Raw genomic sequence first — 11,628 nt, 5'->3', positions numbered from 1 at the left:
CCGTGCGCCGCGCCGCGGCCGCCTCACCTCGCGATCTCCGCCCACACCACCTTGCCGGTGTCCGTCCACCGCACCCCCCACCGGGTGGTGAGCCGGTGCACGACGTGCAGGCCGCGTCCGGCGTCGTCGAGGAGGCCGCCCCGGCTCAGCCGCGGCCTGCCGTTGCCGGTGTCGCCCACCTCGCACAGCAGGCCGTCAGGTGCTCGGATCAGCCGCACCGTGATGGGGCCGGCGGCGAAGCGCACCGCGTTCGTGACCAGCTCGCTGACCAGCAGCGGCACATCGTCCCGGGTGTCGCTCCTGCTCTCCCACTGCCGCAGCAGCGTCGAGACGTGGGCGCGGGCACGGGCGGGCGCGTCGGCGCGCGCGGGCAGCCGCCAGGTCGCGGTGTCCCCCTTGCGGTGGCCGATCAGGCGCGCGAGGAGCAGGGTCACGTCGTCGCGTTGGCGCACGGGCGCCAGCGAGGAGACGACGTGCCGTGCGGCCTGCTCCAGGGTGTCCCACGGGTGCACCGCGGACACGACCTCCGCCAGTCTGCCGATGCCGTCGTCGATCGACAGGGCCGGATCCTCCACCAGGCCGTCGGTGTAGAGGGCGAGCAGCGAGCCCGGGGGCGCGCCGAAGGTGTGGACGCCGAACGGCTCCCGCAGGGCGAACTCCGCGCCCAGGCCGGGGTGCGGGCGGACCGGGAGCGGGCCCGCCTGTCCGTCCGGGAGCACCAGCACCGGAGGGAGGTGGCCGGCGCTGGAGAGCGCCACCTGGTGGCTGACCGGGTCGTAGAGGGCGATACAGCAGGTGGAGCCGAGGGCGCTGTAGCCGGCCGCCAGCCCGGACTCCGCGTCGTCCAGCAGGCTCACGGTCTCGTCCAGGTGCTCCAGCACCTCGTCGGGTGCCAGCCCCGCCGACAGCAGCGCGCGGGCCTCCATGCTCAGCTGGCCCATGGTCGCCGCGGCTCCCAGTCCGTGGCCGACCACGTCACCGACCACCAGTGCGGTACGGCCGTCCGGCAGCGGGAAGCTGTTCACCCAGTCGCCGCCGACGCCCGCGCTGTCGGGAGTGGCGGGCTGGTAGACGCTGGCGATCTCCACGGTGTGGCCGCCCATCCGGGGCAGCAGCCGGCGCTGGAGCGCCAGCACCTGCGTGTGTTCGCGCTGGTGCTGACGGGCCAGGTCGACATGGTGGGCGGTCCTGGCCACCAGTTCCTGAAGGTCCAGCAGCTCGCTGTCGCGGAAGGGGGAGTCCGCCCGTCGCCAGACCTCCGCCACGCCCAGGACGACGGGCGGCGTGCTGTCCAGGACCAGCGGGATGCACGCCACACCCGCCGACCGGTCACCGGGCACCAGGGCTCGGATCACCCGGGGACTGCCGAGCAGCCGCTCGACCGCCTCCCGGTCGGGTATGACGATGGCCTGTGGGGCGTCGTCCCGCAGTACCGCCTGCGCCAGCAGACGACTCGCGTCGCCCGGCAGATCGCCGCCGGGAGTCACGTACCCCTCGGGCCACGCCCGGTCCGGCACCAGCGCCGCCCGCCGCAGCCGGATGCGGCCCTGCGCCCGGTCGGTGACCCCCTCCCCGGTCCACACGGCGAAGTCGAGGTCGACGGCGGCCACGTCGCCCCAGGCCAGCAGGGACTCCGCCAGCGACTGCGCGGTCTCGCCGATGTCCAGCGAGGTGCCGATCGCGGTCTCGGCGGCGTACAGGTGCAGCCGGGTGGCCATGGCGATCACGGAGACGGTCAGGCCCTCCTGGGGCGCCGCGGCGGGCAGGATGCTCAGCGAGACCACCAGTTCCGACCCGTCGGCGCGCCGCAGTCGCTGGATCCGGGCGACGTGCGCCTCGCCGACCTCCAGGACCTGGCGCAACCGCCGGGTGACCGTCGGCACGTCCCCGGCGGGCAGGAGATCGGCGAAGGGACTCCCGGTGACGGCGTCCAGCCCCGCGAACACGGGGGCGTCCAGATTGCACCGGGTGATCCGCAGGTCCCTGTCCAGGTTCACCACGCCGAGGATCTGATCCTGCCGGTCGTCCGCCCGGTCGTCCGCCCGGTCGTCCGGCGGGCCGTCCGCCGGGTCGTCGGGGACGCGCCGACGGGGGCTGCGGTCGCCCCGCGCGGGGGCAGGGCCGGCCGACGCCGCCGCTCCACGGCGCGGGACGAAGCGCCCCAGGGCGCTGCTGATCAGGTCGAACGGCGATGAGGACGAAGGGGAGGGCGTGGAGTCCATGCGGCTCCCTGGGCAGTCCCCGGCGCGCGCCGGGGCCGTACTCGGACCCGTGCGACGGGGCCCCGAGATCCCTGACCGCACACCCCATTGAATAACACCGGGGGTCGCTTCGCCCACATCGGAACGACGCCGGGGACTCTTCGCCGACGGCGGCGCGTGGCCGACGCGCGCTCGTGGGGGGCCGGTGTCACGCTGAAACGACACAGGACCTGCGAAGGGAACAGCCGTGATCACGACCGATCTGACCCCCGGCTCCCCGTGCTGGCTCGACCTCGGCGCGCCCGATGTGCGGGCCGCCGCGGCCTTCTACGGCTCGGTGCTCGGCTGGGACTTCGAGTCCATGGGCGACCCCGGTGGCGAAGCCGGGGGCGAGGGCGCGGACATGGAGGGCGGGATGTTCCGGAGCGGCAGCAAGATCGTCGCCGGCCTGGGCAGACTGTCCGAGGAGGGCGCTCGCTCGGCCTGGATGATCTACTACACCGTCACCGACGCGGACGCCACGACCCGGGTGGTGGAGAGCGCGGGCGGCGTGGTCCGGGTGCCCCCGAGAGACCTCGGCGAGTGGGGGCGGATGGCGCAGTACACCGACCCGTCGGGCGGCCAGTTCGCGGTCTGGCAGCCGGGGAAGAACGCGGGGTTCGAACTGGCCGACGCGCCGGGTTCGCTGTCCTGGACCGAGCTGTACACGAGCGACGCCGCCGCCGCGAAGGCGTTCTACGGCGCGGTCTTCGGCTGGCAGTTCAGCGACATGGACATGCCGGGCGGGGAGGGCGCGTACACGCTCATCACCCCGGACGGGCTTCCCGAGGACCGTATGCAGGGCGGCCTGATGGAGGTCGGCGGGGACGGCCTGGCCCTGGCGGGCGGGCGCGCCTACTGGCACCCGGTCTTCGCCGTCGCCGACTGCGACGCCGCCGTCGCCGCGGTCACCGGGAACGGCGGCAGCGTCCAGGCCGGACCGATGGACGCGGAGGGCGTCGGCCGCCTCGCCGTCTGCCTCGACCGGTCCGCCGCCGACTTCGTGGTCCTCACCCCGTCCAACCCGAGCTGAGCGCCCCCGCGCCGGGACGCTCGTCGGCCGGACCGCGGGCGGGCACGGCGTTCCGGCCCCTGGCTACGACCGGGCCCGCTGAGCGCCCTGGTCGCCCCAGTCGAGGCGGAGCACGGCGAGGTCGTCGGAGTGACGTCCGGCGTTCAGCTCGTGGGTCTCCTTGATGAGGAGATCGACGTGGGCGGCCGGGTCCGCCGTCGGCAGGTGCGCCATCAGCGCGAGCAGCCCTTCGACGCCGAGCCGTTCGTTCGTCGCCCCGTTGTGCCCCTCGGTGAGGCCGTCGGTGTAGAGGGTCAGGGCCCCGGCGGCCGGGAGCGGGACGACGGTCGACGGCCAGCCGCGCAGCCCGGGGACGATGCCCAGGGCGACACCGTGCGCGGCGGCCACTTCCCGGGTCCCCTCGGCCGTGGTGAGGAGGGGTTCGTGATGGCCGGCGAGGTGCAGGGTGGCGGTGGCGGCGTCCTGGTCGAGGGTGAGGAGCGTGCAGGTGGCGAACAGTTGCTGGCTGCCGCGTTCGGCGATCAGGATGCGTTCCATCAGATGCAGCAGGTCCTCGCCGCGGTGTCCGCCGAGCACGAGGGAGCGCCAGGCGATGCGCAGGCAGACACCGAGTGCGGCGGCGTCGGGGCCGTGTCCGCTGACGTCGCCGACCACGGCGTGCAGCAGTCCGTCGTCCCCCTCCACCACGTCGAGGAAGTCCCCGCCGAGCAGGGCCATCGTGGCGCCCGGCAGGTAGCGGGAGGTCACCCGCACGGTGGAGGTGTCGAGCATCGGCTGGGGCAGCAGACCGCGTTCGAGGCGGGCGTTCTCCTCCGCCCGCAGCCGGGTGGCCTGGGCTTCGGCGCTCGCGCGTTCGGTCTGGCTGCGGTAGACGGCGTAGCGCACCGTCCGGTGCAGCAGATCGGCCTCGACCTTGCCCTTGACGAGGTAGTCCTGGGCGCCGGCGGCCATGGCGTCGGTACCCGCCTGGGCCTCGGAGAGCCCGGTCAGGACGATGACCGCGGTGTGCGGTGCCAGGGCCCGCACGGCGGCGACCGCGTCGATGCCCGACACGTCGGGCAGATGCAGGTCGAGGAGGACGCAGTCGATCGGGGCACCGGTCAGCTCGGCGCGGGCCTCGGCCAGCGTGGTGCGGGTCGTCAGCTCGAACCGCAGCCCCGTGTCGTACAGCAGCTCCTCGACGAGCAGGGCGTCGCCCTGGTCGTCCTCGATGAGGAGGATGCGGTACATCGGCTCGTCGGACGCCTGAACGGGGCCGGCCGGTATCGCCGCGGTCATCGTGACTGCTCGGTGCCGGCGCGGTCGGCCTCCGGCAGGGTCGAGGGGCCGGGGTCCGCGGGCGGCTCGGGCGCCAGCGTGAAGACGATGCGCGCGCCGTCCGTGTAGGCGGTGTCGACGCCGATGGTGCCGCCGTGGAATTCGACGATCTTCTTGCACATCGCGAGGCCGATGCCGCTGCCGGAGTAGGTGTCCTTGGTGTGCAGCCGCTGGAAGATCACGAAGACCTTGTCGGCGTACTCCGGTGCGATGCCGATGCCGTTGTCGGTCACGGTGAACCGCCACAGCTCGCCCTCCCGGGCCGCGGTGACATGGATCTTCGGCGCCGCATCGGGGCGGCGGAACTTGACGGCGTTGCCGATCAGGTTCTGCCAGAGCATGCCCATCTGGGTGGGGTCGGCGACCAGGGTCGGCAGCGGATCGTGGGTGACGGTCGCTCCGGCCTCCTCGATGCCGACGCTCAGCGCGGACAGCGTCCGCTCCAGCACCCGCTCCAGGTCCACGCTCTGGTGGGTGTTGTGCATCCGCCCGACCCGGGAGAAGTCGAGCAGGTCGTTGATGAGGACCTGCATGCGGTTCGCCCCGTCGACCGCGAAGTCGATGTACTGGTCGGCCCGTGCGTCGAGCTGCCCTCCGTAGCGCCGCTGGAGGAGCTGGGTGAAGCTGGAGACCTTGCGCAGCGGCTCCTGCAGGTCGTGGGAGGCCACGTAGGCGAACTGCTCCAGCTCCGCGTTGGAGCGCTGGAGATCGGCGGCCTGCGCGTCGAGCCGCTGACGGGCCTCCTCGCTGAAGGCCAGTTCCCGTACGAGACGGCGGCGCATGAACTCGATCTCACCGCCGAGGCGCCGCAGGTCGGCGGGGCCGGTCGGGGTGATCGGGTGCTCGAAGTCGCCGTCGGCGATGGTGCGGGCGTCCGCGCCGAGCTGGTCCAGGGGCCGGGTGATGCCGCGGCGCAGTCCTTCGAAGACGATCGCGGTGAGGAGGACGACGAGTACCGCGGCGGAGCCGAACACCACGTTCCGCAGGGCCATGGTGCCCATCAGGTCGGCCCGCGCCCGGACGCGTTCCGCGCGCAGCCGCTCCTGCTGCCCGCTGAGGGCGATCCGTACCTCGTCGAAGGCCTTCTTGCCCTCCGCCGCCCGTTCGCCGGCCAGGGGGGAGGGCGAGCCGGCCGGCCAGGCGGCGATCGGTCGCGCGAACCTCTCCTGCCACCTCTCCACGGCATCCCGCACGGTCTTCAGGTCGGCCAGCCCGGCACGGTCGTCGGCGAGCAGCTCGGTGAGCTGGGCCATGTCCGTCTTCTGCTGGGCGATGCCCTCCTCGTAGGGGGCGATGAAGTCCGCCGAGCCGGTGATCCCGTAGCCTCGGATCCCGGTCTCCTGGTCGAGAAGGGCCGACTCCAGCCGGATCGCCGTGGTCAGCGCGGGAGACCGCACGTCCACGAGGTTCCTGCTGATCGATTCGGTCCGCGCCAGGACCCACGCTCCCGTCACACCGAGGAGAGCCAGCACCGTCAAGGACGCGGCCGCCCCCGCCCGGAGCCACCGTCGGGTGGTCCACGTGGAAAGCCACCGCGCGCGCGGTGGTCTCTCACTGCCGGTCATGGTGCGGACTCCTCGTTGCGAACACTTGCCCGAAGGCAACGGTCGGCACACTCTAGACGGCGACAACGCCTGTTGTCGCGAACTGCTCCCGGACCATAGAGTGCCAGGCATGCCAGGCAAGAACTTCGCTCTGCGGACCACTCCGCAGGAGACGGCCGCCATCGCGGACGCCACCGTCGGCGATCTTGCCCAGCGCCTCGCCCACCGGCTGCTCGAAGGCTCCCCGCCCCCGGCACCGGACGATCCGGCACAGGCTTTGGCCCTGCTCCATGTGCTGGACCAACTCCAGCAGGCCGCCGAACGGCTCCAGCGGGAAGCAGCCGCGGCTGCCGCCCGCGCGGGAGCCGGCTATCCGCAGCTCGGCGCCGCCTGCGGCCTGACCCGCCAAGGCGCCCGGCGCCGCTGGCCGGGGCTCTATCACCACTCTGACGACACCCCCACGGAGCATCCGATGATGACCACCCCCGCCCGCCCCTTCGACGTGCTGCTCGTCGAGGACGACGCCGCCGACGCGATGCTCATCGAGGAAGCCCTCTCCGAGCGTGGAGCGCGCAACCTGGTCCAGGTCACCGACGGAGTCGCCGCTCTGGAACACCTGCGCACCCCGGGCAACCCGCGGCCCGACCTCATCGTCCTCGACCTCAACATGCCGCGCATGAACGGCCGCGAACTGCTGAAGGTCCTCAAGACCGACGAGGACCTCCAGACCATCCCCGTCGTCGTCCTCACCACCTCCACCGCCCCCGGCGACGTGACCGACGCGTACAGCAGCCACGCCAACGCCTATGTGACCAAGCCCGTCAACCTCGACGAGTTCGAGCAGGCCGTCCAGAGCATCGACGCCTTCTACCTCGACACCGCCGCCCGGCCCCGCCCCTGAGCGGTCATGACGGTCGCGCCCGGGGAGCCGGGCGTCGACGGGCTCGGCGAGGTCGTGGGCGTGCTGCGGGAGTGGCAGTCCGACGCGGCGCCGGCGCACCTGCATCCGAGGGACCTGGGCTGGTTCTGGCGGTTCGGCGCGGCGGCGACGGCCGCGGCGGTCCGCACCTGGAGCCGCGACGGACGCGTTCTCGCCGTCGTGCTGGACGGGCCCACGCTGCCGCGGCCGGCGATCGCTCCGGGCGCTCCGTGTGACGAGGAACTCGCGCGGCGGGCGGCGTTGCTCGAGCCGATGGGTGTGCACCGGGACCATCGCGGTCGGGGCCACGGCAGGGCGATGGGCGTCGCCGCGGCGCGGGCGCTCCGCGAACTCGGCGCGTCGAGCGCGCTCGTCCGCACCCCCAGCGCGAACGTCGCGGCCGTCGCCACCCACCGGGCCGGCGGATTCCACCGGCTTCCCGAGACCCGGGACCTGAACCGGGACGCCTGAGCCCCGCATCCGAGGGCCGTCAGACGACGAGTCCGTGCAGGAGCCGGTCCGCTCCCAGCGGCACGGAGAGCGCGCGTCCGGCGAGGTCGGCGGGGACCTCGGGGTGACCGGGATTGACCCGGACGAGGCGGGCCCCGGGAGTGCGCCGCACCAGGTTCTCCATGGGCCGTCGGACGACGCCCGGGGTGTTGAATCCGGCGCCGATCTCCACGACGAGCAGGTCGCCGTCCGCGGGGCTCCGGTCGAGCCAGCGGGCGAGGTCGCGGCCGGCGGGCAGATGGGCGTCGTCGACGAACTCGGGTCCGACCCGGATGTTGGGAAAGACCTCGGCACCGCAGTCGGGGCAACGCGGCAGTGCGGCCTCGTCGCGCACACGGCCGCTCTCCCGGTCGTACGCCGCGAGCACCGCGTCGAGGAACGGCTTGCTGGACCATGTCCGCCGGGTGCAGGGCACGGTGCACTGGAGGCGGCCGTAGTCGCCCTGGGGGGTGAAGACGCGGTCCGCCGCGAAGCCGTTGCGGACGAACAGGGCGTCGACGTTGGACGTCATCACCCAGTGGTCACGGTCGCCGACCAGTTCCCGCAGCCGCCGGTAGAGCGGGTTCGGGCCGGGGCCGAAGCGGATGTCGTCGATGTGGACGGCCCAGTAGCCCCACATCATGTCCTTCGGCAGGGGCGCCCCGAGCAGGTAGCGCGAGCGCAGCCCGAGGCGGTGCAGGGCGGGAAGCAGTTGCCCGAAGCGTTCGGCGTCGCCGTAGTCGTAGCCGGCGGCCGCGCTGAGACCGGCACCGGCCGCGAGCAGGACCCGGTCGGCCTCACCCAGCCAGGCGCGGAACGTCCCGACCGCCCGTTCCGCGACCGCCTGTTCCGCGTCCGCCTGTTCCGCGTCCGCCTGTTCCGCGTCCGTCGGTCCTGCGGGCGTCTGTCCTGCGGAGAGTGGGAGGCTGCTCGGGGTGTTCACGGACGCGGTGTTCCTTCCCGCTTCAGGGTCTTGTCTTTTTCTGCCGTCAGGAACCCCCTGTGGCAGCTGGTCATCTTCAAGTTAAGAGGGAGAGACAGGTGTCGACGAGATACACTCCTGACCGATGATGGCCAAAAACCGACAGGACTCCTCGCGGGAGTTTCCCGAGGTCCCCTTCGCCGCGCCCGCCGGGACACCCGCGGGCGTCGAGGTCATGTCGCTGGCCGACCTGCGGGGGCGGGTACCGGAGCACCATCTCGCCCGGCCGCAGCGCCCCGACTTCCACCATCTGCTCACCCTGACGTCGGGGGACCTCCGGCACACCGTGGACTTCGCCGGTCATGTCCTGCGGCCGGGCTCCTGGCTGTGGGTGCGCCCCGGGCAGGTCCAGCAGTGGGGCGACCTCACCCGGGCCGAGGGCACCCTCATCCTGTTCCGGCAGGACTTCCTCGACGCGGCCACCGCGACAGCCGCCCGCGTCGACGACGCCCACGCGCCCGTCGTCAGCACCCCGGTGGCCGAGGACGCCGAGGCGCTGGACCTCGCCGTGGAGCATCTGGGACAGGAGTTCCGCGCACTCGGCCACCTGCCCCTGGACGTCCATCTGGCCGCCCTGCGCCACCTCCTCGCGGTCCTCGTGCTGCGGCTGGCCCATCTCACCGCCCCGGCCGGCGGCCCCGCTCCGGAGCCGGACGAGACCTATCTGCGGTTCCGGGACGCGGTCGAGCGGCACTTCACCCGGACCCGGCGCGTGGAGGACTACGCCCACCTGCTCGGGTACTCCGCGCGCACCCTCGCCCGGGCCACGCTGACCGGTGCCGGGATCAGCGCCAAGGAGTTCGTGGACCGCAGGGTCGTCCTGGAGGCCAAAAGGCTGCTCGCGCACAGCGACCGGACCGCGGCGCAGGTCGCGGACCAGCTGGGCTTCGCCAACCCGTCCCAGTTCAGCAAGTACTTCCTGCACCGGGTGGGCCGGTCCCCGATCGACTTCCGCAGCGAGGTCCGCGGCCGTGCCGGGAATCGCGGGACGGGATGAGAACGCTCACCGTCGGGCGAGGCCGCGTCGGTACGCGCTCACGTCGGCGTCCTCGTAGACGGTGAACACGACCCGGTCGAACCGGCCGGGGTGTACGTCGAGCCAGTCGGCGACCGTGCGCAGGGCCACGAGGGCGGCCTCGTCCTTCGGGTAACCGAAGACGCCCGTGCTCACCGCGCACAGGGCGACGGTGCGGATCGTCCCCACCTCGGCGGCCAGGTCCAGACAGGCGCGGTAGGACGAGGCCAGTGCCCGCGCGTCCGCGGCGCCGGGCCGGCCGTCGACGATCGGGCCCACGGTGTGCAGGACGTGCCGGGCGGGGAGATGGTAGCCGCGAGTGATCTTGGCGCCGCCGGTCGGCTCGGCGGCGCCCTGAAGCCCGACGACGGTGTGGCAGTCGTCGCGCAGCCGGGGTCCGGCGGCGTGGTGGACGACGTTGTCGACGCAGGCGTGCAGGGGACGGAAGCAGCCGAGCAGAGCGCTGTTGGCGGCGTTGACCAGGGCGTCCGTCACAAGGGTGGTGATGTCCCCCCGCCACAGCGCGGTGTGCCGGGCCGCCGGGAAGGCCGTGCCGGGGAACTCCTCCGCGATCGTGGGCAGATGGAGCGCCGTGACGCCGGTCCGCAGGAGACGCTCGGCACCGAGGACCCGGTCCACGGCGTCCCCGGCACCCTCGGGCAGCGGGCCGGGAGGACGGACCGTCAGCACGGCACGCAGGAGCCGTCGCGCCTCGGCCGCGTCGAGGTGCTCCGTGTCGGGCGAGGAGCCGGGCGGCAGGCCCGGGAGCGACACGGCCGGTTCGGTGCCGAGCAGGAGGCGCAGTGCCGCGCGCACGTGCTGGTCCAGTTGTCCGGCCGGGGCGGGTGCCACGGACGGACGGAAGGGTTCGTCCAGGGCGACGGCCCCGCGATAGGCGGCCAGTGGCAACGCCCCGGCGGGACGGCTGGACCGCGACCGGGCGGTGGTCATGGAGCGGCTCCGGGTGGGACAGCGGACGGCGGACGGCGGACGGTGGATTCGGTGCGCGGGACGGCCCACGGCGGATCGGTGTGCGGCACCGGGTCGGTGGACCGGTGAACGGGACGGGGACTGCCGATCGGCGAGCGGTCCGGCGGTGGGGGAGGAGTGCCCGGCCCCGGCTCGAGCACGACGGTGCGCCCGTACCGCCGGACGGTGCGTGCCGGTCGAGGAGCCGCCGTCAGAACAGGCCGTTGGCGTGCGGGAGTTCGGCCGGGACGGGGGCGATGACGTCCCAGTGCTCGACGATCTTTCCGTCGGCGACGCGGAAGAGGTCGTAGTAGGCGACCGGCACCCCGAACACGCCCTCGGACTGCACCAGGACGAGATCGCCCTCGGCGATGACCCGGTGGACCTCGGTGTAGACGAGGTTCCTGCCCTGCTCGGCCCACCGCGCGGCGGCCGCGCCGAAGCCGTCCAGCCCGTCGGCGGCCTCCGGGTTGTGTTGGTGGTACGTCTCGGTGGAGATGTAGTCGGTCAGGACCGAGTAGTCGGCGCCGACGAGCACCTTCTCCGCGAACTCCGTCACCAGGGCCCGGTTGGCCGCGGTCCGGTCGGCGTCGGTGGGCTCGGCGGGACCGTCGGTCTGGGTGCGGCCCGACACGGTGTCCTTGACGTACGGGGTCAGCGCGTCCCAGTGCTCGGCGAGCCTGCCGTCGGCCACCCGGAAGATGTCGAAACCGACGAGCGGGTCGGGGCCGAAGCCGTGGTAGGTGCCGTGCAGGGCGACCAGGTCGCCGTCGGCGACGACCCGGACACCCTCGTAGCGGAAGTCGGCGCCGAGGCCCGCGATCAGAGCGCGCAGCGCCTCCGGACCGTCGGCCGCGAGGGCACTGTGCTGTGTGTAGCCGGAGGCGACCCAGCGGTCCACGGCGGAGGGATCCTTGTCGCCGAACAACTCGGTGGCGGCCCGACGGACGATGTCCTTGGCGTTGGCGTTGGCGTTGGCGTTGGCGTTGGCGTTGGCGTTGGCGTTGGCGTTGGCGTGGGCGTGGGTGTTGGCGTGGGTGTTGGCGTGGGTGTTGGCGTTGCTCATGACCGTCTGTCTTCCTCGTCGGCGGTTGCGCGGGGGTGATGTGTTCAAACTAGG

General features: G+C 73.1%; 10 protein-coding genes. 4 read left to right on the top strand and 6 right to left on the bottom strand.

Going from position 1 to position 11,628, the window contains the following annotated elements:
* Positions 1 to 23: 23 nt before the first annotated feature.
* A complete protein-coding gene (locus AOQ37_RS21125) occupies positions 24 to 2,222 on the bottom strand; it encodes an ATP-binding SpoIIE family protein phosphatase (RefSeq protein WP_062646160.1) in 2,199 nt (732 codons plus the stop codon).
* A gap of 226 nt (positions 2,223 to 2,448) precedes the next feature.
* On the opposite strand from AOQ37_RS21125, the gene AOQ37_RS21120 reads away from it, so the two are divergent.
* Complete coding sequence (locus tag AOQ37_RS21120) at positions 2,449 to 3,273, top strand: VOC family protein (protein ID WP_062646159.1); 825 nt, start codon at positions 2,449 to 2,451, stop codon at positions 3,271 to 3,273.
* A gap of 63 nt (positions 3,274 to 3,336) precedes the next feature.
* Here the strand turns inward: AOQ37_RS21120 and AOQ37_RS21115 are convergent, their stop codons facing one another.
* Together AOQ37_RS21115 and AOQ37_RS21110 are read right to left on the bottom strand one after the other, a co-directional pair.
* The gene (locus AOQ37_RS21115) at positions 3,337 to 4,551 is read right to left on the bottom strand and encodes a PP2C family protein-serine/threonine phosphatase (RefSeq protein WP_062646158.1); all 1,215 of its coding nucleotides are present in this window, start codon (positions 4,549 to 4,551) and stop codon (positions 3,337 to 3,339) included.
* Positions 4,548 to 6,155: a sensor histidine kinase gene (locus tag AOQ37_RS21110; protein ID WP_062646157.1), complete on the bottom strand. Its 1,608-nt coding sequence runs from the start codon at positions 6,153 to 6,155 to the stop codon at positions 4,548 to 4,550. The genes AOQ37_RS21115 and AOQ37_RS21110 overlap by 4 nt, the downstream gene beginning before the upstream one ends.
* A gap of 109 nt (positions 6,156 to 6,264) precedes the next feature.
* Here AOQ37_RS21110 and AOQ37_RS21105 point away from each other — a divergent pair, with 109 nt between their 5' ends.
* Both AOQ37_RS21105 and AOQ37_RS21100 read left to right on the top strand, forming a co-directional pair.
* The gene (locus tag AOQ37_RS21105; protein WP_199825066.1) at positions 6,265 to 7,035 is read left to right on the top strand and encodes a response regulator; all 771 of its coding nucleotides are present in this window, start codon (positions 6,265 to 6,267) and stop codon (positions 7,033 to 7,035) included.
* 6 nt (positions 7,036 to 7,041) lie between these two features.
* Positions 7,042 to 7,524: a GNAT family N-acetyltransferase gene (locus tag AOQ37_RS21100; RefSeq protein ID WP_062646156.1), complete on the top strand. Its 483-nt coding sequence runs from the start codon at positions 7,042 to 7,044 to the stop codon at positions 7,522 to 7,524.
* A 19-nt stretch (positions 7,525 to 7,543) separates the two neighbouring features.
* Here AOQ37_RS21100 and AOQ37_RS21095 read toward each other — a convergent pair whose 3' ends face one another.
* A complete protein-coding gene (locus AOQ37_RS21095; protein ID WP_234436970.1) occupies positions 7,544 to 8,485 on the bottom strand; it encodes an SIR2 family NAD-dependent protein deacylase in 942 nt (313 codons plus the stop codon).
* A 124-nt stretch (positions 8,486 to 8,609) separates the two neighbouring features.
* Between AOQ37_RS21095 and AOQ37_RS21090 the strand changes: the two genes are divergently transcribed.
* Complete coding sequence (locus AOQ37_RS21090) at positions 8,610 to 9,521, top strand: helix-turn-helix domain-containing protein (protein ID WP_199825065.1); 912 nt, start codon at positions 8,610 to 8,612, stop codon at positions 9,519 to 9,521.
* Between the two features lie 6 nt (positions 9,522 to 9,527).
* On the opposite strand, the gene AOQ37_RS21085 is transcribed toward AOQ37_RS21090, so the two are convergent.
* The gene (locus AOQ37_RS21085) at positions 9,528 to 10,490 is read right to left on the bottom strand and encodes a macro domain-containing protein (protein WP_062646155.1); all 963 of its coding nucleotides are present in this window, start codon (positions 10,488 to 10,490) and stop codon (positions 9,528 to 9,530) included.
* A gap of 229 nt (positions 10,491 to 10,719) precedes the next feature.
* Positions 10,720 to 11,574, bottom strand: a complete 855-nt coding sequence (locus AOQ37_RS21080; protein ID WP_234436969.1) for a nuclear transport factor 2 family protein — start codon at positions 11,572 to 11,574, stop codon at positions 10,720 to 10,722.
* Positions 11,575 to 11,628 lie beyond the last annotated feature (54 nt).

Origin of the sequence: Streptomyces maremycinicus (genome assembly GCF_001184025.1) — a bacterium.
GTDB lineage: Bacteria > Actinomycetota > Actinomycetes > Streptomycetales > Streptomycetaceae > Streptomyces > Streptomyces maremycinicus.
Note: the sequence above shows the minus strand (reverse complement) of the source record. Positions and strands in the feature narration are given on the sequence as shown.

What these genes read in the sequence shown, in the direction of transcription:
- AOQ37_RS21105 (WP_199825066.1), top strand. Translation starts at nt 6,265, where the DNA reads ATGCCAGGCAAGAACTTCGCTCTGCGGACCACTCCGCAGGAGACGGCC.
- AOQ37_RS21110 (WP_062646157.1), bottom strand. Translation starts at nt 6,155, where the DNA reads ATGACCGGCAGTGAGAGACCACCGCGCGCGCGGTGGCTTTCCACGTGG.
- AOQ37_RS21100 (WP_062646156.1), top strand. Translation starts at nt 7,042, where the DNA reads ATGACGGTCGCGCCCGGGGAGCCGGGCGTCGACGGGCTCGGCGAGGTC.
- AOQ37_RS21085 (WP_062646155.1), bottom strand. Translation starts at nt 10,490, where the DNA reads ATGACCACCGCCCGGTCGCGGTCCAGCCGTCCCGCCGGGGCGTTGCCA.
- AOQ37_RS21115 (WP_062646158.1), bottom strand. Translation starts at nt 4,551, where the DNA reads ATGACCGCGGCGATACCGGCCGGCCCCGTTCAGGCGTCCGACGAGCCG.
- AOQ37_RS21080 (WP_234436969.1), bottom strand. Translation starts at nt 11,574, where the DNA reads ATGAGCAACGCCAACACCCACGCCAACACCCACGCCAACACCCACGCC.
- AOQ37_RS21125 (WP_062646160.1), bottom strand. Translation starts at nt 2,222, where the DNA reads ATGGACTCCACGCCCTCCCCTTCGTCCTCATCGCCGTTCGACCTGATC.
- AOQ37_RS21090 (WP_199825065.1), top strand. Translation starts at nt 8,610, where the DNA reads ATGATGGCCAAAAACCGACAGGACTCCTCGCGGGAGTTTCCCGAGGTC.